At 59.5% G+C, this 24,380-nt stretch carries 17 protein-coding genes, 2 rRNA genes and 1 other RNA gene; 9 read left to right on the plus strand and 11 right to left on the minus strand.

Annotated elements, in window-relative coordinates; all coding sequences use genetic code 11:
* Positions 1-339: 339 nt before the first annotated feature.
* Together ACZ5B4_RS03170 and rrf are read left to right on the plus strand one after the other, a co-directional pair.
* Positions 340-3,257 (plus strand): 23S ribosomal RNA (locus tag ACZ5B4_RS03170).
* Between the two features lie 229 nt (positions 3,258-3,486).
* Positions 3,487-3,594: ribosomal RNA gene (rrf, locus tag ACZ5B4_RS03175) — 5S ribosomal RNA — on the plus strand.
* A 251-nt stretch (positions 3,595-3,845) separates the two neighbouring features.
* On the opposite strand, the gene ACZ5B4_RS03180 is transcribed toward rrf, so the two are convergent.
* Positions 3,846-4,115 carry a hypothetical protein gene (locus tag ACZ5B4_RS03180; RefSeq protein WP_464912993.1) on the minus strand — a complete coding sequence of 90 codons (270 nt, stop codon included), beginning with the start codon at positions 4,113-4,115 and terminating at the stop codon, positions 3,846-3,848.
* A 265-nt stretch (positions 4,116-4,380) separates the two neighbouring features.
* Here ACZ5B4_RS03180 and ACZ5B4_RS03185 point away from each other — a divergent pair, with 265 nt between their 5' ends.
* Together ACZ5B4_RS03185 and ACZ5B4_RS03190 are read left to right on the plus strand one after the other, a co-directional pair.
* Positions 4,381-4,887, plus strand: coding sequence for an L-rhamnose mutarotase (locus ACZ5B4_RS03185; protein ID WP_464912994.1), 507 nt, complete (start codon positions 4,381-4,383; stop codon positions 4,885-4,887).
* Positions 4,888-4,935: 48 nt separating this feature from the next.
* Positions 4,936-5,841: a TIGR01777 family oxidoreductase gene (locus ACZ5B4_RS03190; protein ID WP_464912995.1), complete on the plus strand. Its 906-nt coding sequence runs from the start codon at positions 4,936-4,938 to the stop codon at positions 5,839-5,841.
* A gap of 115 nt (positions 5,842-5,956) precedes the next feature.
* Here ACZ5B4_RS03190 and rnpB read toward each other — a convergent pair.
* Together rnpB and mnmL are read right to left on the minus strand one after the other, a co-directional pair.
* Positions 5,957-6,338, minus strand: an RNA gene (gene rnpB / locus ACZ5B4_RS03195) — RNase P RNA component class A.
* Positions 6,339-6,465: 127 nt separating this feature from the next.
* Positions 6,466-7,479, minus strand: coding sequence for a tRNA modification radical SAM protein MnmL/YtqA (mnmL, locus tag ACZ5B4_RS03200; RefSeq protein WP_464912996.1), 1,014 nt, complete (start codon positions 7,477-7,479; stop codon positions 6,466-6,468).
* A 96-nt stretch (positions 7,480-7,575) separates the two neighbouring features.
* On the opposite strand from mnmL, the gene ACZ5B4_RS03205 reads away from it, so the two are divergent.
* The 3 genes from ACZ5B4_RS03205 to hflX all read left to right on the plus strand — a co-directional run bounded on the left by ACZ5B4_RS03205 (position 7,576) and on the right by hflX (position 10,876).
* On the plus strand, positions 7,576-8,082 hold the full coding sequence (locus tag ACZ5B4_RS03205) for an FHA domain-containing protein (protein ID WP_464912997.1): 507 nt from the start codon (positions 7,576-7,578) through the stop codon (positions 8,080-8,082).
* 159 nt (positions 8,083-8,241) lie between these two features.
* Positions 8,242-9,405, plus strand: a complete 1,164-nt coding sequence (gene rsgA / locus ACZ5B4_RS03210; protein ID WP_464912998.1) for a ribosome small subunit-dependent GTPase A — start codon at positions 8,242-8,244, stop codon at positions 9,403-9,405.
* A 103-nt stretch (positions 9,406-9,508) separates the two neighbouring features.
* The gene (gene hflX, locus ACZ5B4_RS03215; protein WP_464912999.1) at positions 9,509-10,876 is read left to right on the plus strand and encodes a GTPase HflX; all 1,368 of its coding nucleotides are present in this window, start codon (positions 9,509-9,511) and stop codon (positions 10,874-10,876) included.
* A 213-nt stretch (positions 10,877-11,089) separates the two neighbouring features.
* Here the strand turns inward: hflX and ACZ5B4_RS03220 are convergent, their stop codons facing one another.
* A complete protein-coding gene (locus ACZ5B4_RS03220; RefSeq protein ID WP_464913000.1) occupies positions 11,090-11,575 on the minus strand; it encodes a hypothetical protein in 486 nt (161 codons plus the stop codon).
* Positions 11,576-12,434: 859 nt separating this feature from the next.
* Between ACZ5B4_RS03220 and ACZ5B4_RS03225 the strand changes: the two genes are divergently transcribed.
* Positions 12,435-13,586: a sugar-binding transcriptional regulator gene (locus ACZ5B4_RS03225; RefSeq protein ID WP_464913001.1), complete on the plus strand. Its 1,152-nt coding sequence runs from the start codon at positions 12,435-12,437 to the stop codon at positions 13,584-13,586.
* Between the two features lie 36 nt (positions 13,587-13,622).
* On the opposite strand, the gene ACZ5B4_RS03230 is transcribed toward ACZ5B4_RS03225, so the two are convergent.
* From ACZ5B4_RS03230 to ACZ5B4_RS03245, 4 genes are all read right to left on the minus strand, one after another.
* Positions 13,623-15,038: a GAP1-N2 domain-containing protein gene (locus tag ACZ5B4_RS03230; RefSeq protein WP_464913002.1), complete on the minus strand. Its 1,416-nt coding sequence runs from the start codon at positions 15,036-15,038 to the stop codon at positions 13,623-13,625.
* A gap of 53 nt (positions 15,039-15,091) precedes the next feature.
* On the minus strand, positions 15,092-16,003 hold the full coding sequence (locus ACZ5B4_RS03235) for a TRAFAC clade GTPase domain-containing protein (protein ID WP_464913003.1): 912 nt from the start codon (positions 16,001-16,003) through the stop codon (positions 15,092-15,094).
* Positions 16,000-17,277, minus strand: a complete 1,278-nt coding sequence (locus ACZ5B4_RS03240) for a formylglycine-generating enzyme family protein (protein ID WP_464913004.1) — start codon at positions 17,275-17,277, stop codon at positions 16,000-16,002. Before ACZ5B4_RS03240 ends, ACZ5B4_RS03235 begins: the two co-directional genes overlap by 4 nt.
* Positions 17,278-17,448: 171 nt before the next feature.
* Positions 17,449-18,573, minus strand: coding sequence for a hypothetical protein (locus tag ACZ5B4_RS03245; protein WP_464913005.1), 1,125 nt, complete (start codon positions 18,571-18,573; stop codon positions 17,449-17,451).
* A gap of 599 nt (positions 18,574-19,172) precedes the next feature.
* On the opposite strand from ACZ5B4_RS03245, the gene ACZ5B4_RS03250 reads away from it, so the two are divergent.
* Positions 19,173-20,849 carry an FAD-dependent oxidoreductase gene (locus ACZ5B4_RS03250; RefSeq protein WP_464913006.1) on the plus strand — a complete coding sequence of 559 codons (1,677 nt, stop codon included), beginning with the start codon at positions 19,173-19,175 and terminating at the stop codon, positions 20,847-20,849.
* A gap of 2 nt (positions 20,850-20,851) precedes the next feature.
* Here ACZ5B4_RS03250 and ACZ5B4_RS03255 read toward each other — a convergent pair whose 3' ends face one another.
* The 3 genes from ACZ5B4_RS03255 to ACZ5B4_RS03265 form a co-directional block, all read right to left on the minus strand.
* Positions 20,852-21,859: a type II secretion system F family protein gene (locus ACZ5B4_RS03255; RefSeq protein ID WP_464913007.1), complete on the minus strand. Its 1,008-nt coding sequence runs from the start codon at positions 21,857-21,859 to the stop codon at positions 20,852-20,854.
* Between the two features lie 12 nt (positions 21,860-21,871).
* Positions 21,872-22,840, minus strand: a complete 969-nt coding sequence (locus tag ACZ5B4_RS03260; protein ID WP_464913008.1) for a type II secretion system F family protein — start codon at positions 22,838-22,840, stop codon at positions 21,872-21,874.
* 62 nt (positions 22,841-22,902) lie between these two features.
* Positions 22,903-24,240, minus strand: a complete 1,338-nt coding sequence (locus ACZ5B4_RS03265; RefSeq protein ID WP_464913009.1) for a CpaF family protein — start codon at positions 24,238-24,240, stop codon at positions 22,903-22,905.
* Positions 24,241-24,380: the final 140 nt, after the last annotated feature.

The raw sequence follows: 24,380 nt of genomic DNA on the forward strand, positions 1-24,380 counted from the left end.
TGAAGTTTGCCTCGAACGAAGGCGAAACGGTGGGTTGACGGCGAAAAGCGAATCCGCTAAATTAAAGATTCGCCCGTCGGTTGAGCGGTCAAAACGTGGGGTATCGGGCTCCTCGGAAGTCGAGCTTGGTACCTAGGGTTTTGGGCGCGATCGGGGTGAAAAGCGACCCTTGGTCGGTCGTCGATCTTTGACAACTTGGTTGTGGTCTTGTGTGGCATCTGAATGCCGAGCGCGTAAGGCTACTGGTTCCCGGCCGCTTCGGTCGGGTATCGGTAGGCGAATCGTTGCTAAGCTTGGCGAGTCGAATCGACCCCAAAGGTCGAAGCGTTCGATTCATGCGGCCAAGCTACTAAGGGCATGCGGTGGATGTCTTGGCGTCAGGAGGCGATGAAGGGCGTGGAAGACTGCGAAAAGCCTGGGGAAGCTGTCAAACAAGCGTTGATCCCGGGATTCCCGAATGATCACGAACTGAATCCATAGGTTCGTGAGGCAATACCCGGTGAACTGAAACATCTCAGTAACCGGAGGAAAAGAAAGAAAACTCGATTCCCTCAGTAGCGGCGAGCGAAAGGGGAGTAGCCCAAACCGCGGGGATTTTCCCTGCGGGGTTGTAGGGCCTCAATATGGGAGAACGAGACCGGCTAGTTGAACCGCTCTGGAAAGGCGGGCCACAGAGGGTGACAGCCCCGTAAACGAAAGCGGAGTCTCGTCCCAGAGGTACCTGAGTAGGTCGGGGCACGTGAAACCCCGACTGAATCCACGGGGACCATCCCGTAAGGCTAAATACTACCTGACGACCGATAGTGGACAAGTAGGGCGACTGAAAGATGGAAAGAACCCCCGTTAGGGGAGTGCAAGGAGAACCTGAAACCGTATGCCTACAAGCGGTCGAAGCATCGTTCGGCGTGGCAACACGTCGATGATGTGACGGCGTGCCTTTTGCATAATGATCCGGCGAGTTATCGTCGACGGCTTGGTTAAGGCCTTCCGGGCTGAAGCCGTAGGGAAACCGAGTCTGAATAGGGCGCATTGTCGTCGGCGATAGACGCGAAACTGCGTGAACTACCCATGAGCAGGGTGAAGCGCGGGTTACACCGCGTGGAGGCCCGAACCCACTTGGGTTGAAAACCGAGGGGATGACTTGTGGGGAGGAGTGAAAGTCTCATCAAACGCAGAGATAGCTCGTTCTCTCCGAAATAGCTTGAGGGCTAGCCTCGAGTTCACTACGCATCGGGGGTAGAGAGACTGAATTGGCTTGGGGGCCTTCGCCGGCTACCCTGCCGAACCAAACTCCGAATACCGGTGCGACTATCTCGGGAGTCAGTCCGCGGGGGATAAGCTCCGCGGTCGAGAGGGAAACAACCCGGACCACCAGCTAAGGTCCCGAAGCAAGGCTCAGTCACAAAGGAAGTGGGATTGCCGAGACAGCCAGGATGTTGGCTTAGAAGCAGCCACCATTTAAAAAGTGCGTAATAGCTTACTGGTCGAGCAATCCTGCGCCGAAAATGAACGGGAGTAAGTCTTGCACCGAAGCTGTGGACTGTGCTTCGCACAGTGGTAGGAGAGCGCTGTAGAGCAGATACGGGCCGTTTCGCGAGGAGCGGTGGAGGGCTCTACAGGTGATTATGCCGGAATGAGTAACGATAAAGCAGGTGAGAATCCTGCTCGCCGAAAGCCTAAGGTTTCCCGGGGAAGGTAATTCCGCCCGGGGTTAGCCGGTTCCTTAGTCGAGGCCGAAAGGCGTAGACGATGGACAGCAGGTCAACATTCCTGCGCTACCGCGTGGGAGCGATGGAGGGACGGCGTCTGGAAGGTCGAGGGACGGATAGAAATGTCCCTTGCACGGCGGAGAGGCGGTCGTAGGCAAATCCGCGACCGCAAGCCTCGATGTCAGGCCAACGGCGATAACGTTCCGGATGAGATCGGATAGACGTCCAAGAAAAACTTCTAAGCGATGAACACGCGGTAACCGTACTAAAACTGACACAGGTAGGCGAGACGAGTAGTCTAAGGCGCTCGAGATAACGCTGGTTAAGGAACTCTGCAAAATGACCCCGTAACTTCGGGATAAGGGGTGCCCCTGCGGGTGAATAGCTTGCGGGGGTCACAGTAAATCGGCTCTGGCGACTGTTTATCAAAAACACAGGACTCTGCTCAACTCGAAAGAGGATGTATAGAGTCTGACGCCTGCCCGGTGCCGGTAGGTTAAGGAAGCGGGTTAGCCGCAAGGCGAAGCTCGCGACCGAAGCCCCGGTAAACGGCGGCCGTAACTATGACGGTCCTAAGGTAGCGAAGTTCCTTGGCGGGTAAGTTCCGTCCTGCATGAATGGCGTAACGACCGGAGCACTGTCTCAACCAGCGACTCGGTGAAATTGTAGCTGTGGTGAAGATGCCACATACCCGCGGCTAGACGGAAAGACCCCGTGAACCTTTACTGTAGGCTGATATGGGGCTGTGGTGTATCTTGTGTAGGATAGGTGGGAGGCTGTGAAGCCGGGACGCCAGTTTCGGTGGAGCCGTCCTTGAAATACCACCCTGGGTGCACTTTAGTTCTAACTCCGATTCCCGTCATCCGGGCGGAGGACAGTGTCAGCTGGGCAGTTTGACTGGGGCGGTCTCCTCCAAAATATTAACGGAGGAGTCCAAAGGTACCCTCAGCCTGGTCGGCAATCAGGCGTCGAGCGCAAAGGTAGAGAGGGTGCTTGACTGCGAGACCGATAGGTCGAGCAGATACGAAAGTAGGGCTTAGTGATCCGGTGATTCCGAATGGAAGGGTCATCGCTCATCAGATAAAAGGTACTCTGGGGATAACAGGCTTATCGCGCCCGAGCGTCCATAGCGGCGGCGCGGTTTGGCACCTCGATGTCGGCTCATCGCATCCTGGGGGTGAAGAAGCTCCCAAGGGTTTGGCTGTTCGCCAATGAAAGCGGTACGTGAGCTGGGTTCAGACCGTCGTGAGACAGGTCGGTCCCTATCTACCGTGGGCGCACGAGACTTGAGGAGGGTCCTCCTTAGTACGAGAGGATTTGGAGGGACGCACCTCTGGTGTACCAGTTGTCGCGCTAGCGGCACGGCTGGATAGCTATGTGCGGAAAGGATAAACGCTGAAAGCATATAAGCGTGAAGCCCTCTCCAAGATTAGGTCTCGTAAGGCTTTGCCGAAAGCCCCCTGGAAGACTACCAGGTTGATAGGCCGGATGTGTAAGCGCTGCAAAGCGTTGAGCTAACCGGTTACTAACGGGCGAAAGCTTGGCCGCATGTATCCAACGCTTCGGCCGCTCGGCCGGATTCCACACAGACCATACCAGTTGTTTATGTTCCGGCGAGATTCGGCTCAAACACGGATCTCCGCCTGTATACTGCGATTAGATTCGTCGAATATCGCAAGGATCCTATTTGTGGCAGTTATAAAGCGTTAGGTAGTTTGTAATTTCCGTATAGTGTCGTATAAGCCCGGCGCCGGCCTAGCGGTCGGCGACGGGAATTCCCGGTGACCATATCCGGAAGGAAACACCCGTTCCCATTCCGAACACGGCCGTTAAGCTTCCGGAGCCGATGGTAGTACCAAAAGTGCGAGAGTAGGTGTCGCCGGGTTCAATTCATCGCCCCTCATGCCGTTCTCGGCTGAGGGGTCTTTTTTTGCGCCGACGTAAACCCAGCGAGGTCTCACCGCGCCGACGGCGTCGTTGGAATTCGGTAGCTAGGGGGCAACGGATTGACTTGAGGTCGGTGGGACTTTTGTAAACTCGGTCGCGCGTCGCATGCTGTGGAGAATCTGGCAGCACAGTGCTGTCGGCCCCCGATTGTAAACCGTCGCGGTTCAGGGTAGACTACGGATTCGGTCGTTAGCTTTCGTTTTGGCCTTTCGCAAGGGGGATGAAGATGTTGCGAGGAATTCTGATGGTGTTGACCGTGGCGACCATTTCGATGACTTTGGTGCTGGGCTGCGCCCCGCCGAAGGATGGGGGGCCCGCGCCGGCTCCGGCAAGCACCACCGGAAATTGATGGGCGACCGTCAGACGCCTTCCCGATTCGCCGAACAGCTCGTGCGATCGCTTCAGCAAGTATCGAGTGCGACGCACGTCCGACGAGGGTAGGAACCTCGAGAGATTCATCGGAGCAATCAGGTAGTCGCAAGGCGGTTTCCTTAAGTGTTTCAGGGGAATAAGCGATCCGCGCCCGTTCAACATGGGCGCGGTTTTTTTTGGAAACCGCCGGAAGAATCTTTCGGTGTTCGGCCGGGTGTTGACGGGCGACGCGGAAGCCTTCAGAATACCCAGTGCCCGGAAGCGGATCGGAGCGGCGCGTTGACGAGGGCAAAGCTTGCGATCCGCATCACATGGGCGGTATTCAATCCCTTGGTTTCTTGGGAGGTGCAGCATGGCGAGTAGATTGTTGCGGTGGAGCGTTGTCGGGGCTTTTGCGGCTGTGGGTTTCGGATTGGGCTTGATCTGGAATCGTGTGGCGCTGGACCGCAACGCCGTCGCAGCGCCGTCCGAGATGAAGGTCGTATTCCAGAGTCATGCCGCTTCGGACAAGACGGCGGGAAAAGTCACCCGGATCGGGCAGGTCATCGGCCTGCGTCCGGAAAAGAAGGACTACTACATCGAATTGCACGCCAACACCTGGCCTTCGATCCTCAAACGGATTCGCGAATCCAATATCCGCAACTATTCGATCTACCTGGCGGAGCTGGAAGGCAAGTTGTATCTTTTCAGCTACTTTGAATATGTAGGTGATGATTTCGAAGGGGATATGGCCAAGATCGCAGCCGACCCGGAGACGCAACGTTGGTGGAAGGAGACGGATCCCTGCCAGATTCGGTTGCCCGGCACGCCGGAAGGAAAATGGTGGATGCCGATCCCGGAAGTCTTCCACACCGACTGACCGTCGGAAATAGGTCGCAGCCCACTCCGAACAGCGACGGCACAATCCATGAATGTCCTTTTGACGGGGGCAAGCGGCTTGATCGGCAGTGCGGTTGCAGCGGCGCTGCAAGCGCGAGGCGATGCCGTGCGATATCTGGTTCGCCGCGAACCGGTATCCGGCGATCGTGAGTTTCGCTGGAATCCGGAAAGCAAGTGGGTGGACCGCGATGCCTTCGAAGGCGTGGATGCCGTAATTCATCTTGCGGGACGGAGCGTGGCATCGGGACGCTGGAACAAAGCCGTCAAGAGAAGCATTCGGGACAGTCGGGTTCTGGGCACGCAAGCGATCGTCGCTGCGATGCAGGACGCCCAACACCGTCCGAGAGTTTTCTTGTCCGCGTCGGCGATCGGGTACTATGGGGACCAGGGCGACGAATGGGTCGACGAAACCTCACCGCCCGGAAAAGGTTTTCTTTGCGAGGTCTGCGAGGCCTGGGAATCGGCCGCAGTTTCGGCCGAGTCGGCGGGTATTCGCGTGGTGCGAATGCGGTTCGGTCATGTTCTCTCCACCGCCGGCGGGGCCTTGGGAAAGTTGTTGCCGGTTTTTCGCCTGGGCTTGGGTGGACCCTTGGCCGACGGCCGCGCCTGGTGGAGTTGGATTAGCCGTCCGGATCTCGTTCGGGCAATCTTATTCCTTCTCGATCGCGAAGACTTGTCAGGCGCTTTCAATATGACGGCTCCTGAGCCGGTCACGAATCGGGAAATGACCCGGGCGTTGGGCAAAGTCCTCGGCCGTCCCGCCGTGTTGCCGGTTCCCCGGTTTGCATTGCGATTGGTGTTCGGCGAGATGGCCGACGCAGTCTTATTGAGCGGCTGCCGTGTGAAGCCGATGCGTTTAACGGCGGCCGGTTTCGCTTTCGAGGACACCGAAATAGCCGTTTGCTTACACCGACTAATCTCGCAGAAGCTTTGAGCGGGGCGTCCCTCGCAGTGCGGACTATGGTTTTGCCCGGCCGAAAAGTTCAACCGCCCCGGCGGCGCCGGCTCGGGCAAGCCATGCTCAATGGATGAGAAAAATGGGCGGAAAGGGACAGGACGGGCTTGTAAGCCGGGTTCTGTTCTCGAAGCCATGCTTCGAGCGACGGCCATTTCTCTAGGAGGACGGTTGCCCGTCCCCTCCAGCGGTCTACCCGGGGGTTCGGCCGGGATCTACCGCGGCCCGAAATCGGGCCTCACCCCCTGCTTGACCTTGCTCCCGGTGGGGTTTGCCGAGCCAGGTCGGTCACCCGACCTGCTGGTGAGCTCTTACCTCACCGTTTCACCCTTACCGAGGAGTACCTCGGCGGTCTGTTTTCTGTGGCACTTTCCCTAGCCTTTCGGCCGGTGGGTGTTACCCACCACCGTGATCCCGGGGAGCCCGGACTTTCCTCCCGCCAATCGACATTGGCCGGCGGCCGTCCAGCCCGCTCGGCTCCCTTCCCGCCGCGTTACATTATATCTGAAACACAGGTTGGTTTGACGTCCCAATCGCCGTTGGTTTCACAAGGACCAACTGAGAGGGTGCATGGATCGTCCCAAAAAGTGGTATATCGCGTCTTCAAAGTCCGCCGTTACGTGCGGAATCGTGCGGGATCGTAGGAAACTTCTTTCCTTGCCAGGTGTCGCGCTCCACAAGGCGCCGTTCCAACAGGCGCAAGGTTCCGTTCTTGTCCCGGCACCATTCGGGGGCGACGAGGAATTGGTCGGTAGTTTCGGCCGTCAACCGCTCCACGACGCAATGCGGGGAGAGCAGCTCCAAGCAATCGATCAGCGTTTCGACGTAGGCGTCTTGGCTCAAAGGGCGGTACATCCCCGCCTCGTACAGACGGGCCAGCGCGGTGTCCTTGGAGACGTAGGTGTTGTGAAATTTCACGCCGGAAATCGGCAATTCGGAGAGGGCACGCATCGTCGCGCGATTGTCTTCGGGGCCTTCGCCCGGCAATCCCAGCATCACATGCACACAGACGGACAGGCCGCGGGCGTGGCTGCGCAATACCGCGTCTCGAAATTCCGCGAATCCGTGGCCGCGGTTGATACGCCGCAGCGTACCGTCATTGGAGCTTTGCAAGCCGATTTCCAGCGAAAACCACGTCCGGCGGGCCACGTTTTGCAGCAGTTCCAAGATTGCGTCGGGGAGACAATCGGGACGAGTGCCCACGGCCAGGCCCACGATTTCCGGCATCTGCATCACGTCATGGAAAAGCGTTTCCAGCCATTCGGGATCGGCGTACGTATTCGTGCCGGCCTGAAAATAAGCGATGAAGCGGTCGGCCTTCCGCTGCCGCTTGAGCTTTTCGATTCCCTGACGCAATTGGGCCGTGACGTCGTCGTGCCCATCGCGTCGTCGTGCCGGGCTGAAGCTCGCCACGTTGCAAAACGTGCAACCGAAACGACTGAGCGTGCCATCCGCGTTGGGGCAGCCGAAACCGGCATCAAGCGGAATTTTCCACACAGGCCCGCCGAAGGTTTGTCGATAAAAGAAACTCAAATTGTAGTATCGTTTGCCCTCGGCTCGCCATGCGGGGGCGGGAACCGCGGGAGACTGTAGTGCTTGAACGACGTGCCGATTCATTGACGTTGCAAAGAATCCGATCTAGGATGAAAGCGGGTTGAGAATTTTACGGAGTGGGCAGAAAAGGGCGCTTTTCGGAAACAGGGAAGCTCATCTATGTACGGCCAACTGATACCTCTTGGAGGTGGGGATCCGATCCCGTTGTTAAAAAAACGAATTCTCGTGGGGCGGCGCGAGAGCTGCGACGTCGTCTTGCGTTTTTCCAATGTCTCGGCTCAGCACTGTGAGCTGTTCGTGGTATCCGGATATTGGTATGTCCGGGACTTGAATAGTACCAACGGCGTCAAGGTCAACGGGGCACGCGTGCGGGAGCGGCGGTTGGACCCCGGTTGCATTTTAGCCATTGCTAAGCATCAATACGAGGTTCGGTACTCGCCTGTCGAGCTGGGCGCAGTCGGGCCGCCGCCTCCCGAAGTCTTGGAGACCGACATTTTCTCCCGCTCGCTGTTGGAACGGGCGGGGTTGGTGCGGACCAAGCCTTCCGAAGAGTCGCTCCCCTCGACGGAAGTCGCGAGCAACGGCGACGGCAAGGACCAGGATGTCGAACGCTACGATATCTTGGAGTCGGCCAAGGTACCGCAGCGACGAAAGCCCTTGCCATAGTTACGCAAGAAAGACGCAAGAAAGCGGTACAGGTTCGCCGCCGTAGCGGGTCCGCCGAAGTTGGGGGGGAAATGCCAGCCTGGAAAGGTCGTCTTCGATCGGCGTGCTTTTGTGGTGGGAGGGCATGAGGCAGTCAACAAGGAGCAGCCGCCCGGGCGCATGAGCAAGCACCGAAAAGTTCGAGTTGATTTTCGGCGGAAGAGCAAGGGCGATACCCGAGACAAGGATCTCACCCGGCGGTACGCGGCGGATGATTCGGTCCTGGAAGATGCGACCTCTTCGCAAGAGGCGAAATCGCGAAAGGGCGCCGTCACCCGCAAAGGCACGGTGATCGCCCAAGATTCGACTCAGAGCGTTGATTCCGGCTCGCCATTTTCCGTTTTCCTCGAACCCTCTACTCAGGACGTCGTCCGCGGACGAGTCACGGCCGTTCAGGGCTTGATTTGTTTGGTGGAGGACGAAGCGTCTCGAAGCTACCGCTGCGTGGTTCGGCAAGTGTTGAAGAAACTGCTCACGCGGCAGCGGAGCGCCGTCGTGACGGGCGATTTGGTCCTCTTCCGCGCCGTCGGCGACAAGGACGGCGTCATTGAGTCGGTGCTGCCCCGGCGAGGCGTCTTATCGAGGGAATACCGCGGTCGCGAGCACGTCATCATCAGTAACGTGGATCAGGTGCTGATCGTCGGAAGCGCCGCCCAACCGCGACTAAAACCCCACTTGATCGACCGTTTTCTCGTCTCGGCCGAAAAATCGAACATTCGACCCGTCATATGCATCAACAAGATCGATCTGGTCGATCCGGCGGAATTGCAGCCGTTGGTCGGACTGTATAGCCAATTGGGCTATCGTGTCCTGCTGTTAAGCGCGGAGACCGGTTTCGGGCTGGATCGCCTGAGTCGGCTTCTGCAAGGCCGAGTCAGCGTATTGACGGGACAAAGCGGGGTGGGAAAGTCGTCGCTCCTCAACGCGATCGACCCCGACTTGAATTTGCCCGTCGGCGAAGTGAGCGACGAGAACGAAAAAGGGCGTCACACGACGACGACGGCCCGCATCTTTCGCTTCCGCTTCGGCGGTTATGTGGCGGATACCCCGGGATTGCGGCAATTTCAGTGCTGGGATCTGACTCGCGAGGAGACCTCGAACTACTTCGTTGAGATGCGGCCGTACCTAAGCCGTTGCCGTTTTCCCGATTGCTTGCATCTGGACGAAGCCGACTGTAGCGTGAAGAATGCGGTGGCGGACGGCTGGATCGATGAGCGTCGTTACGAGAGCTATCGTCACCTTGTTTGGGAGGAGGCGCTGGAGACGCCTTTCGATGAAGAATGACGGGCCGTTGCCGAGCCTCGCGCGAAACGGGACGCTGGTGAAGGAAGCCGCATTGGACGGTTTGGTCTGAAGCGATGGGCAAAACGGGAGGAACATCAATCGCGTGTCGAGCCGCGAAACGAAATTGAGCCAAGAAGAGTTACCGGAAGCCGCAGTCCTAGCGGGCGTATTGCTGCCGCAGCGAAATGTCGAAGAATCGCCGCTGGAGGAGTTGGGCGGGTTAGCCGAGGCGGCCGGGCTTCGCGTTGTCGGCAGGCTTATCCAGAAGCGTGAAGCCCCGGACGCTGCAACCTATGTCGGCAGGGGAAAAGCCGAGGAATTGCGGCAATTGGTTCGCAGTCGTGCCGCCGATTTGGTTGTGTTCGATAACGATCTTTCACCCGCCCAGGCCCGCAATCTGGAGAAGGAACTGCACGTCCGTGTCTTGGACCGGACGGAGTTGATCTTGGACATCTTTGCCACAAGGGCGCGGACCCACGAAGCGCAGCTAGCCGTGGAATTGGCCCAGTTGGAGTACGCCATGCCGCGGCTGAAGCGTATGTGGACGCACTTGGAGCGGCAAACGAAAGGGGGCGTGGGTCTTCGCGGTCCCGGCGAGAAACAATTGGAATTGGATCGGCGTTTGACGGCCCGTCGAATTCACGAACTCAAAAAGGAATTGGATCTCATACACCGACGAAAGCAGCGCGAGGTCGTCGCCCGCAGACGGCATAAGACCGTCTCGTTGGTGGGCTACACCAACGCCGGCAAGAGCACGTTGATGAACGCCCTGACCGGGGCGGACGTTTACGTGGAAGACGCCTTATTCGCGACGTTGGACACCCGCACTCGCAGGTGGCAACTCCCCGGTTGGGGGCCCATCCTACTGAGCGATACGGTGGGCTTCATCCGTGATTTGCCGCACCATCTGATCGCGAGCTTCCGGGCGACGTTGGAGGAAGCTCGGCAGGCCGACCTTTTGCTTCACGTGGCGGACGGCAGCAGTCCCGCCGTTTTGCATCAGATATCCGCCGCACACAAGGTCCTCTCGGAGATCGGCCTGCAAACCAAAGATTCTTTGCTGGTGATCAACAAGGTTGACAAGGTTGAGGATCGGGCGAGGCTGCACGCGTTGACCCAGCGTTACCCCCATGCCATCCCCATCAGCGCCCGAACGGGGGAAGGCCTGGATCGATTGAGCCTCACCGTTTCGGAATCACTGGCTCGGCGGTTTTGGGAGCTCGAGATCGAGACGCTCGTCGAGAACGGCCGTTTGTCGGCCTTTCTATCTCGTCACGGCGAAGTTTTCTCGCACCACTACGGTAACGACGGGCGGACCGTCATTCATTGCCGTCTTCCGGAAGAGTTTACGGGCGTTCTTCCCCAACTGGGAGCTATTCGACTGCGTCGCCGAGTGAATGGTGAAACCATGCCGTTGGAAGCGGGCCTGGACGAGTCCGACAGTCACGTTCCCGAAACGGAATGTTGGTAGGGAAGCATGATGCTGATCGGCTCTAGTGTCGTTGGAGCAGGTCGTCGCCACCGGCTCGTCACCTTCCCGGTACTCAACTGCCGTGACGGGTTGGCTGTCTGCGCATTCAGCAGGCATCGCTGCTTGTATTGAAGGCTGCCTGTTTTGCGTGCATCTGTGGCCGGTGGCGGAAAGGCGACTTGTCGTTGTCCCTGTGGATGGGAGCGATTCGTCTCAATCCGCAGACTCGATTTCGACGGCGTTGCTCGACTCGACTAGGCACTTTTCTTGAAACTGCGGGAGTTTGGGAACGAATTTTCCGGAGATTGCCCGGCCCAGCTTCGCTACGCAGAGTTTGTTGACGCTGGTCTGCAAGCGGTGGGCCTCGTCAATCAGATTCTCGTGGAGGCTCTTGGGTACGCGAATTGTCATTACGACCAGAGATTCGGCGACGGCCTTCTTGCCCTCTTGGGTGCGGCGCAATGCCGCCCACATCTCGTGGAGACGCGCATAGGACTCGGACTCGGTGTAGCGTTCCATTTCCTCGGGTGAGCTGAAAGCCCGCGCGACAAGGCCGTTCCTTCCCAGTACAAGGCGGAAAAATTGTGCCCAATCGATCCCTTTCAGTAGCAAATCGGCGGCTTCTCGCTCGAGCTGAGTGCAAAGGCGAGCAAAGCGTTCTTCGTCCAGTCTCGGTGTGTCCAAATTGCTACACTCCATTGCGGTTGCTCCTTTGTTTGCGACCCAGTTCACTACCACTGGAATCAATCCGTTTCGAGCTATCCGATCCCGCCCCATGAGGGTAATCGGGGTGCCTTTACGTCAATAATCGGGACCGGTCAAGGATCGGCCAGGTTAATGAGAAAATGATTTTTGCAATGCGGGTTTGGTGCGATGTGTCGCGCGATCGGGTCAAACTGTGGCGAAAAACGAATAAGCTCGATGAGAACTGTGGCGAGTGGCAGGAGTAGCCGTCGCGCGGTTTGCTTTTCCGAAAACAGATGCCGCAGCTTGGCAGGGCGGTGCTGCAAGTGCTTTCAATGATATTACTTGCGGCATTCGTCCGATTTGCAAAGTGTCCATCGGGCGGCGCGCGATGTTGTGGTCGCGCGCCCCGAGACGGTATCTGCTTGCGGGTGGAATCCGACATCTGAGTCGGTTACCGGCCTTGCCGTGCCGTGGAATACTGTACAGCATTCCACTCTGAAGGGTGGATTTTCAGCCAGGCAGTGCCCAGGCTCAAATTGTTCAATTGAGGTGAGCTCTTTTGGGCTTTCCTACCTTGCGGCAGGCGGCTTGGACTGGCAAGTTCAGCGGAAGTTGTCAAAAGGACTTCTAGGAGAGAGCCGCGATGTTCTATCGAATTGGGGCACGGAGAGCCGCATCCCGTCAGAAATAGGGGGTTTGACTTTCAGAAGTGGCATGGCTCAATCACGGGGCTTGTGGTTTTCCGAGGCTGCTGCGGAATCTGGCGGCAGGCGGAAGAACGGCTTAAGCTGGTTAGGCGAAATTGCTCGAAGGCCAACCACTCTTCGCGGTATCTGGTCGGAGGTATGGTTTCTAACCGGAGGGTTCCGCTTTGACAAATCCCAAGAAGCGATGGCACCCAGCTCAAGAGAGCGATGAATTGGTCTTTGCCGTGTGCGAAAGGTTCCTTGCGCACTTAGGGAAACAGTATGCTTCCGAGGACGAGGAGAAACGCGAGAACCGGCAGCGTGGAGCGGCCGCTGCGGTTGCCGATTGGGTGAAACGGACTTACGCCCGAGATGACCTGACACGGGAGAGGATCTATCCTCTCTTTTGGGAGGCGATGCGCCGTCAATACCTTCTATTGTGTCCCCCGCGTGACCGGTTTCTTAGCCGCAAGATCGTGGAGCGGTTCGCCTTGGAAGGGTGTCGCGCGGAAGAGGATGCCGTGCAAGTGGTCAACGTACGCGGCGCGGATGCCCCGCATCACGTCAGCTCTGCGGCCGCCGACGTGATTTACGAGTTGGTTCACCGCTTGAAGGGCAAGCGTGAAAAGGTCCACATCGCGTTGGGGGCCGGCTTTTCGTCCATGATGGTGGCACGGCGGCTGGCACAGCGCGTGTATTCGGACCTGGATTGCCCGCCTTTGGTGCTGCACGCGCTTTCGGCGGGAGGCTTTCTCGCCGACCAACCTTACAAGGCGCCCGTGACCTATTTCGGCTATTTCACGGAAGTTTTGCCCAAAGTCGAATATGTGGGGCTGTTCTCGGAGACATTGGTCTCATCGCATGAATTCGATCGGGTTCGGTCGAATCCCAGCGTCCGCCGATCCTTCGCGATGGCAGAGGAGGTGGACATCGTGATGACGTCCTTCGCGGCCGCGAAGGACCCGCACGGGATGTTGGGTCAATTCTTGCACGCGCTCTTGGAGGACGGCGCGGTGACGCAGCAGGACATCGATCGGATGAAGCGAATCGGCTGGGTCGGGGACGTACAGTTTCGCCCATATTCCGCCCGGTCGCCGATCTTCGACGAATGTCCGGTGCGTGTGGTGACCCTGTTTGAAATCGCGGACTTGGTTCGGTTGGCCAACACGCCGGACAAGTACGTGGTCTTAATCGCCGGCCCGTGCAGCGAGTGCGGCATGCTAAAGACCGAAGCCCTGGTGCCGCTGATCCGGAACCCCGACCTGCGATTGTGGACGCACTTGGTGACCGATTTGGGAACGGCCCATGCGCTGCTTTCGGACAACGGGCAAGGTTGACGGCATCCCGCGGCGCGATTTGCAAACGGGATGGCATCAAGCGTCCGTGAGCAGCGACAGGAGTTCTTGGATTTGCCGGATTTTTCCGGTACCGTCATCCTCCGTCGAGGACGGACAAGCCAGGAGGTCCTTGAATCGACGCACGGCAGCTCCCAATACGATGTCGGGTATGGCGCCCGGTAATCGCGATCGTAACGTTCCCCATTGCGACTTGAAGCGAGCGAACGATTCGGGCCCCTCCTGCCACGCCAGAATGGCGTGCTCCGTGGCGATCCTCCAAAGACGCAGGGCTACGGGATCGGACGCGGCTGCGCCGGAGTCCTCGGCGGCCGATGCGCGATCGGAGAAATGGGGCGGAATGCCGGCGAGGGAAATATCCCGCGAATTTCTGGTTTGCGAGGCAGGCGGCGAGGGAACGGACGGACCGAACTCGGTCGCGTCATCTTGCGGCGAACGAACCGCGCGATCCGAATCGCCATCACCAAGGAGGGGTGAAGCTGTGGTAACTTCGAGTCGATCGGCGCTGCTTTTACTCTTAGGAGTGCTTGCGGAAAACACGATTTCTTCCAGACAAAGTCGCCCCAAGGCCTGCAAGCTCGGGGGATCATCGCACTTCGGTAAATCATCTCGCCGAAACAGGGCTTTTAGTAAGTACCAGCGAGAGCCGTTGAGCACGTACGCGATGAACTTTGTCCAGGGATGCGGGCCGGCCGGCGGCTCTGCGGGCGAACGGGAGAAGTCCACGACCGTTGCCCCTTTCTCGCGTTTGATGCGCTCCAGTTCGATGGGCGGCCCGTAGAACGGTTGGATCCGGAACGGTCGTTGCGCGGACGGACTGAGGCCGGTGGTGAACGAGATACCGGAGCGAAACGGGACGGGCAGCAGGCTTAAGAGCCCGGCGATGATGCGCTGGTAGCGCTCGGACCCGGTGAGGAGGACGGGGCCGTTGTGCGTGAGCAATTGCTCCAGCACCTCCAAAAGAAAACGCGGTCCCACCAAGGCCGCCGCGTATTCGATGCCTGCAACGTCGACCGGCGAAGCCTTTCCGAGCAGACGGATGGCGGGTAGCACGGGCGGTAGGGAATCGGAGACGTTCAGGCAGCCGCCGGCGATGGCGGCCGTCAGAATGGCGAACGGGTTGGCCGCGAATCGGCGAAAAATGGCTTCGTCGAGGACTACGAACTGCGTGTACCAGCGGACGGCGCCGCGACGGCTGTATTCGGCCCCGTGAGCAAAGGTTCGAGCGACCGCTACTCGATTCGAGGGTAAGCGGAAGCTGCTAACTACGGTGCTCCGGCGCAAAGCGTCCGGGACGGAATCGTGCGACGGCCCCCAGCGGGTCAAGGCACGCCGTTCATCGTCGGTCAAGTCGGCGCTTGCGGCGGCCAGGTGATAGCCCTGCGCGTGACTCGATGCCTGCGAAGTGAAAACGGCTTGATCCACCCAGTCCATCGTCTCGTGCGCTGCGAATTCCCAGCGAATAGGTGCGGTAATCGGCGAAGACGTCAGATACGCATACGTTCTAGCATCCAGAGAAAAGGCTCGACGATACCGTGCGGTTCGATTCTCAAAGGCACATGCTCTCGGACTCCGTCGGCGGTCACGCGCCAAGCACAAGAGCCCGCCACGGCCGAGGCGAAAATGCCGGTCAATGGGAAGCGCTCGTGAATCAATCGCAACAGCCCCGCGGCATGAGTCCGGGCGAACTCTTCCGGGTTTTCCAGGCACTCTTCGCACTGATCGGCTTTGGTAAAGACCAAAGCGAACGGTTTACGGTTCCATCCCAGTTTGGAATGGCCTGCCGATTCGCTCAAACAACTCGCCAATTTCATGGCGAAGAACTCATCTTGCCGGTTGCCGTTGCGGATGCGCACCGAGTCCACCAATAGCATGACGGAGGAGCATCGCTTGAGCAGGGAACGAATGACGTGATAGGTGTTCGGGTGTTCGGCCTCTTGGAGAATGGCCTCGCCGGCCATGTCCGGCAGGATGAGATCGGAGGCCATGCGGCGTCGACGGCGACGCAATTGGCAGTGCACCCAATGCCACCGATCCGGTTCGTTCGGGGTCTTGCCGGGAAAACGTCCCTTGGCCAAGGCGGCCACGGTGGCCTGTTGCACGGCGATGGAGAAAGCCCCGCGTGCCAAGAGCTGGACTCGCCGGGGCTGGCGCGAAAGCATGTCGATCAACATGCCGAGATAGACGGTTTTCCCTACCCCGCTGGGGCCTAAGATCAGCGCGATACGGGGTTCGACTTTGTTCGCCAGCAGTTGATGGGCCAGCGCCATCGGCGCGCTGCACAGGCGGCAATACTCGGCGTCGAAGTGGTTCTGTTCGCCGCAGATGTAGCAGGCGAGCGGCACGGCGTACTCGGCCAGACGGTACGACTCCAGGGGTAAGACGGCGCTCTTAATCATCTCACATCCTCCAAGCAGGCGGCGGCCGGGTTTTCCCGCGGGGTGTGCGAAGCGTCTTCCGGGCAGTAGCGGAGTGTGATGTCCGCGACGCCCAGCGCGCAACGAAAACCGATGTTCCGCTTTCGAGCCAAGGGATTCTCTCCGCCGGCGAATCCGCTGGAAGCCTGGTGATCGAAATAGGTGTCGAAAGCGCCTCCCCGAATACTCTTCATCGGGCCGGGTAGAACGATCCGGGCGTCCTCCTCTTCCCATGGTTGGTAGTCGCTATGCGTCCATTCCCAAACATTGCCGATCAACTGATAGATGCCGTTGACGGCCGCGCCGCCCGGGCAGTCGGTCACCGGCACCGTGCCGCCGCGCTGCGATCCCCACAATACGGCGCGGGAGTAGTCCATGGCATCGCCCCAGGGAAAACGTCGCTGCATGCGGGTACCGTCGGGCAAGGTGACGGGCCAAGCCGCGGCCCTCATCCACTCGGCGTCCGTGGGCAGGCGTTTCCCTACCCAGCGGGCGAAGGCCCTCGCCTCGTACCAGTTGATCCCTGTCACCGGGTGATCCTCCGTGCCGGGCGGGTAGGTGCCGTTTTCCCAGTACTTTGGGCCGGGTCGCCCCGACCGATCCACGAAATCCAGAACGGCCGGCAGGATGGCAGCGTCCCACAACGATGCCTGCTCGTATCCGCCTGCTTTCACGAATGCCGCGAACTGTGCGTTGGTGACCGGATAGCGATCCAAAAAATACCTTCGCACGCGGACGATCTGCTCTCGGGCGGGTGCCTCGTCGTTCGGTGTTTCGGGACTTTCCTTGCCCAACGCCGGAGCCGCGACGGCCTCGATTTCGTCCCAATCGGCCGGTGCTCGCGAGAGGGAGACTTCGCCGTCCGGTACCAAGGCCATGGTTTGTTCCCACTGGGCAAAGGCCGCCTCGAATACTTCGCGGCTGAGCGTTCCGGCGACCTGAGGCCTGAGAATCAAGGCGAAACGCCCCTGGTTGAGCAACTGGCGGGCCAGGGAATCGGGATCATCGAGGGCATCCGATGACGCCTGGGGCGTTTTTCCGGAGTCTAGAGGCCGGAACGGCTTCGGAGCGTTATCTTGCCGACCGCGTCTCCAAAGCCCGTACCCCATTGCAAACACCGCATTGCCCAGCCGAACGGGAAAATCCCATAACAGCCCGCGGGCCCATGCGGAGGGACCGACGAGGAAGTTCCCGAAGTACGAGCGTCGCTTTGACAGGAAACCGTCCACGTTACCCGAAGTCGAGATAGAACTCATATCTCACGCTAATCCGAAAAGAGGGTGCGCCTACGGTGTTCGACGGTGACACCATCAACTACACCATCAACGCGGCTATTCGCTCGGCGGGTCGGCGCCCTGCTTCGGGGAAAACCCAGAACAGCTCAGCGGCTCTCCCGCCGTTAGTTTGAGACGAGCTACCTTCAATCTTCATTCGCGGCCGGAACGGCGTCTTCTGGAAAAGTCACGTTGCAACAGTTCGAATTGCTGGGAGACGGAATCCAAAGCGGCGTCTTCCGTCCCGGTCTTGTTCAAGGGTTCGATATCTTCGTAACCGACCACCCGGGGTTGAACACCGTCCCCTCGAACATCTCCTTGGTAACCCCCCGGCGTCTCCAATTGATGGTCGAGCAAGACTTCCATCAATCTCCGCAGACGCTTCAGCTCGGCCCACCACGTCGCTCGCTCTTCGGCCATTTGGCGGCGTTGCTCGCCGAGCATCTCCAGCAATTCCGCAGCCCGGTGGCGCACGAATTCCAGCTCGGTTTCCAAGCTGGTGCGCTCTTGTTCGGCGGTCGTCAATTGGGTCTGCAAATTTCGGACTTGTTCCTCGAGTGCAGCAGCCCTTTCGTGTTCCGAGGCGGCGGCGGAAGCGCCTACGGCTTGGATACGCTCTTCCAATCGGGCGATTGCGTCATGCAAAAGGCTCTGCGTTTCGGCCGATGTCGAGTCGGAGTCGGGACGCGACTCCAGTTTTTCCCGAATGGCGGCCAGGGTCTCCATCAGTGCTGCCGGCAGCGCGGCGGAGTGCGGAGACTGGGCATCGAGCCACTCCCGTCGCAGCTCTTGGAAACGCGCGAGCAGTTCCGCCGTTAGGGACTCCTTGAAGTCCCCGGAGACGGAATCCAGCCTCTCCAAGACGGCAGTTAATTGTTCTCGGAGTTGAAGCCCCCACTGGGCGTCGGATCCTGGGGCCGACTCGTGTGCCTCTTGAAGGCTTCTCGCTTGCGCTTCCCATTCCTTGCGAGCCGTTGCCAGATCTGCCAATTGGCGGGCAAGGGCCTCCTCTTGGCGACGGATTTCTTCCTGCCGTTCCTCAATCCAGCGGCGTTCTCTTTGTAGGGACTCGATCAGAGATTGTTGGTGCGCGGCCTCTTGCCGCCGCCTCACGTTCTCCGCCTCTTCGGTCTCCAACCATCGTTGCAGGGCGTTTTCCAGCCGTTCGAACGTCTCCAGTACGGCGGCGTTCAGTTCATCCTCGCCGCCGAGGAGTTCATTCAGCCAGTGCTGAATGTCCGCGGCTTCGGAGGTCATGAGGCTGGATGGCCCGCCCATGGGATCGCTCGCTTAGGCTCTGTTACGATCGAGGTGCCCGACAGGCTCTCGAAGTCGCCGTAACGTTGACGAGAATCAGGGGATGATGCGATCACCCGACGGTGAATAGCCGCCGTCTTCGCGCCGTGCAGCCGCGACGCGCTCGCTATTTCCGCTAAGAAACTCTACGTCGCGAATGCCGGGAACGCAAATTCTTCTTTCGCGGCCGAAAAGTACGCGCTCGGACGGCACTTCCACGACGTGTCCCGCATTGGATGCCCGGCTCCAATCCAGGCGTCTTGCGGAGGCATTTTTCCAGCCGGAGCTGCCCGTTCGAAGAGGCGAAGAGTCCTTGGTAAGGGGTTGCCCATGTTTGCTAGCCCCCCCGAAGATGGAAAAGCGATCGTCTTTTCCCCAAGGGATTCGGGGCTACAATTGCTCATTGCGAGCCACCTTAGGGGAGGGCGTCACGCGGAGTCGGGACTAATCCGCGATGATGACGGCCGTCGGGAGAGTATTCTTTTCGCCCCACGGGGCGCAACCGGAGTACAATTCGGTTTTGCAACCGCAAACAACGATCACAAGCTAGGGTACAAAATTCATTCTTCGGAGGTTTTTCGATGGTCTCGAGACGGGTGGTGATTGTGGGTGGGGTTGCCGGCGGTGCGTCCTGTGCCGCGAGACTTCGCCGTTTGGACGAAAACGCGGAGATTTTCGTCTTTGAACGCGGAGGATTCGTTTCGTTTGCGAATTGCGGGCTGCCCTACTTCATCGGTGGGGTGATTACCCCTCAGCAGCGGTTGCTCGTCGCCACGCCCGAGCGATTTCGAGACTACTTCAATATCGAAGTACGCGTGAACCACGAGGTGGAACGGATCGATCGGGAAAACAGGCTGGTTCACGTGCGAAATCGCCAAAGCGGGGCACGTTTTACTCGGCCTTATGACGCCTTGGTGCTTTCGCCGGGGGCCAAACCGATGGTTCCGGAAGTGCCCGGTGTTGATCTCCCCGGAGTGTTTACGTTGCGGCTGCTGGAGGATGCGGGCGACATTTACCGCTGGATGGAAGGGAAAAAAGTCCTTCGCGCGGTCGTGGTAGGCGGCGGTTACATCGGTCTGGAAATGACGGAGAACCTCGTCCGCCGGGGGATTTCGACGGTCTTGCTGGAGGCGGCCGACCAGTTGATGGTGAGCGTGGATCCCGAGATGACGGCACCCATCCACTCCGTCTTGTCCGCCCACGATGTCATGGTTCGCCTGAACTCGCCTCTGCGTGCCATCGAGGAGACCGGGAACGGACTCCAGGTGACGGCGGGGGACGGGGAGAAGTTTCCTTGCCAGCTTGTGATCTTGGCGACCGGGGTGCGTCCGGAGGTGACCTTGGCGGCCGAGGCGGGGCTGGAAATAGGCGAGCTGGGCGGCATTCGCGTGGACGAGCAAATGCGAACCACGCGCGATCCGGCGATTTGGGCCGTGGGAGACGCCGTGGAAGTGCCGGACGTTGTGACGGGCGGATTCACCCGAGTCCCCCTTGCCGGTCCGGCCTCGCGCCAGGCGCGCGTGGCGGCGGAGGCGATTTGCGGCCGGGCCAGCCGGTTTCGCGGCGTACAGGGCACGGCCGCCGTGGCGGTTTTCGAGTTGGCCATCGCCCAGACGGGAGCCAACGAGAAGACGCTCAAGCGTCACGGGGTTCCCTACGCCGTCAGCTACACGCATTCAGCCGACCATGCGACGTACTATCCCGGCGCCGAGCCCATGACCATCAAACTGTTGTTCTCGCCCGACTCGGGCAGGATTTTAGGAGCCCAGGCCGTGGGCGGACGCGGCGTGGACAAACGGATCGACGTCATTGCGTCCTTTATCCAAAAAGGCGGAACGGTGTACGATCTGGAAGAGGCGGAACTTTGCTACGCCCCGCAGTTCGGGAGTGCGCGGGATCCGGTCAATATCGCGGGCTTCGTGGCGGGCAACATCCTCCGCAAGGACGTCGTTCCTGCTTATTGGAGCGAATGGGATGCCGTTTCCTCCGATCAACGTCCGCTGCTCATCGACGTCCGGACTCCGGGGGAACACGCCGCCGGTGCGCCGCCGGGAGCGGTCAATATCCCGCTCGGAGAGATCCGCGGGCGACTCCACGAGTTGCCGAGGGATCGCGAGATTTGGGTGCATTGCGGCGTGGGGCAACGCTCGTATTATGCCTATCGCATTTTGACCCAGCGGGGCTTTCGCGTGCGTAACCTCTCCGGCGGTTATAAGTCTTGGTTAGCCCGCAAGACCGTTAATCGCGGCAATGGCTAGCGTCATCGGGCGCCGGCCATCATGGGGAACAATTCCCGGATCATCGTGATCGCCGCCGGTCCTACGAGGACCACGAACAGCCCGGGGAAGATGAATAGCACGAGCGGGAAGATCAGCTTGACGGCGGTCTTTTGAGCCCGTTCTTCCGCTAGTTGACGGCGGCGCGTACGCATGGAATCGCTCTGGACGCGGAGGGCTTGCGCGATGCTAGAGCCGAATTTCTCGGCTTGAATGATCACTGCCGCCAGGCTGCGAACGTCGGAGACGCCGCAACGAGCACCCATCTCGTGAAGGACTTCCGATCGGGGACGGCCCATCTGAAGCTGGAGGTTGGCCAGAGCGAACTCCTTGGCGATGACGGGGTGGGACGTGCCCAATTCCTCCGTCACTTTACGCATTGCCTGGTCCAACCCCAAGCCGGCCTCCACGCAGACGACCATCAGGTCGAGGGCGTCGGGGAGGCTGAGGAAGATGGCCTCCTTGCGGCGCTTGGCTAAGTACCAGAGGACGATTTCGGGGAGATAGAAGAGCATGCCGCCGAAAAAGGTCGCGGAGACCAAGGAGCTTTGGCGAACGCCCCAGAGGCCGAGGAACACGGCCGCGCCCAAGGCCAAACCGCCCACCAACCCGGCGAATTTCAGGCCGAGGTAGATTTGCACGGCCGAATCGCCGAGGAAGCCGGCTTCGGCCAACTTCTGTTTCAGTTTACTCTTCTCGATTTCGGATTTGGGTTCGAGCGGCTTGGCCAGGGCGGGCGTAGCCTTTTCCAAGGCCCGCGTCAAACCGTCGCGCTTCTTGATGGCTGCGGATTCGCCGGGTACCCGACGCGTTTGCGGCCGAGCCAGCTCTTGAAGACGCTCCACGGTCCGCGGCTTGCGCGCCGCCAAGGTCTCCAGTAGCAAAAAACTCAAAATGGCAAACATGCCGAATGCCGCGAATGGCACCAGCTTCGACCAGTCGAGACTCTGGGAGAGGGCAAGGAATTGTGCGTTCGCGACGAAATCGATCATGGGGAAAGGTTCTCACACTTTGATATTGACGATCTTGCGAATGAAGAATGCCCCGAGAATCTGCATGATGATCGCGCCGACCAGCATCTTTTTGCCCAGCGGGTCCGTGAACAGCATCATGACGTAGTCGGGGTTGAGTTGATACACGGCGAGGAAAATCACGACCGGCAACGCCATCAATACGATTCCGGACAACCGGCCCTCACCCGTGAGTGCTTGGACCTGGCCCCAGATCTGAAATCGTTCCCGGATGAGGCTGCCGATCTTTTCCAAGACCTCGGCCAAATCGCCCCCCGTCTGCCGCTGAAGGACCACGGCCATCGTGAAGAATCGCAAGTCCAGATTGGGAATCCGGTCGGCAAGGTCGCGCAACGACTGTTCGAGCGGCATCCCGAGGTTTTGTTCTTCAAAAACATGGCCGAACTCTTTGCCTAGGGGCGGACCGACTTCCGTCGAAACCATATTGAATCCCGCCGCCAAACTCTGACCGGACCGCAGGGAACGGGCGAGCATTTCGAGGGCGTCGGGCAGTTGTGCTCCGAAGGCCCGCAATCGCCGTTTGCGCCGCCACAGAACCCACATCAAAGGCAGCGATGCGGCCGTGCCTCCCAGCAAGGGAAGCAGCAAGACCGGAGCTTGGAGAAACAGGCCCAGGGCCAAGCCGCCGCCCGCTAAGGCGGCCGAAATTACCACCAATTGAGCGGGCGGTAGTTGCACGTCCGCCTGTTCCATCAAGCGTTGGAGGCTGGGCATTCGCTTCACGATGGCCTCCGCCAAACTGCCTTTGTTTTCCAGCGGTTTGGCCAAGAGACTTTGTTGCTTGCGCAATTCTTCCTTGCTCTTGGCCGTCTGTACGCCGGCGTACACCTGGAGACGGTTCTCCAGCCGGTCATCGGATCGGCGGGTGAAGAGCATGGCCACGGCGGCGACGAGAGCCGCCGTTCCGACGAACGCGGCGAGTGCGATTAGCAGGGGACTCATCGTGTGCCCATTCCTCTCGTTTTTTTATGCTGGGGGCCTTGCCCCGGTCGGCCGCCCTGGATTCACGCCTCCAACATCACGCGCTGACGGAAGATGTTCGCCGGCAATCGGATGCCGCGAGCTTCCAGTCGCGGCATGAAGGTCGGCCGGATACCGGTCGAAATGAATTTCCCGTAGCTGCGACCCGATTCGTCGATCCCTTCCTGCTCATAGCGGAAGATGTCTTGCATCACGACGGTATCCTGCTCCATGCCCACGACTTCGGTGATATGGGTGATGCGCCGCACGCCGCCTTGGAGACGATTGGCTTGAATGATCAGGTTGACGGCGCTGGCGATCTGTGTTCGCATCGCCTTGAGAGGCAGCTCGAAACCGGCCATCATGATCATCGTTTCCATGCGCGCGATCGCGTCGCGAGGGGCGTTGGCATGGAGTGTGGTCATCGAGCCTTCGTGGCCGGTGTTCATGGCCTGAAGCATGTCGAGGGTCTCAGGCCCGCGGCACTCACCGATGATGATGCGTTCGGGACGCATACGCAGGGCGTTGCGCACCAAATCGGTTGCTGTAATCGCTCCTTTTCCTTCGATGTTGGCGGGCCGCGTCTCCAGCCGCACGACGTGCTCCTGTTGGAGCTGCAATTCGGCGGCGTCTTCGATGGTGACGATGCGCTCGTTGTTGGGAATGAAGCTGGACAATGTGTTCAAGAGCGTAGTCTTACCGGAACCGGTACCGCCGGAGATGACGACGTTCAAGCGCGCTTTGATGGCCCCCTCCAGTAACATGACCATTTCGGGAGTGAAGGCCTTGAGATTGAGCAGGTCTTCGAGCTTGAGCGGGTTCCTGCCGAATCGGCGAATGGAGACGGCCGGGCCGTCCAATGCAAGCGGCGGAATGATCGCGTTGAAACGGGAGCCGTCCGGCATGCGAGCGTCGACCATGGGGCAGGTTTCGTCCACGCGACGCCCGACCTTGGAAATAATCCGGTCGATGATTTGAAGCAAGTGCTCGTTGTCGCGAAAAGTGACGGTCGTCTTTTCGAGTTTTCCGCGACGTTCCACGTAAACGTTTTTTGGGCCGTTGATGAGGATGTCGCTGACCGCCGGGTCCTTGAGCAGGGCCTCCAGCGGCCCCAGGCCGAAAGTCTCGTCGAGCACCTCGTCGATCAGCCGTTCGCGCTCGCTGCGGTTGAGCATCGTGTTTTCGCTGTCGCATAGATGCTCAACGACCAAGCGGATCTCGCGACGGAGAACGTCGCCCGCCAGTTGGCCGACCTTCGACAGGTCCAGTTTGTCGACCAGCTTGCCGTGAATCCGCTGCTTCAATTCCTCGAAAGACGGCTCTTTGGAGTCGGCGACGCGGGACAAGCCTCCGAGCGGGCGAGCAGTTGGAAATTGTGCCATCCTGGATATGCTCCCAATACGACAATAACACCAGTCAGGGATGCAATAACTGTTTCGTTCCCCCCAATCGGCGGCCGACGGCGCTTATGAGGGGGTATGCGTACAAAAGGCGGAAACACGGCGACGGTACCTCGGTCCGT

The organism is Thermogutta hypogea, from assembly GCF_055386265.1.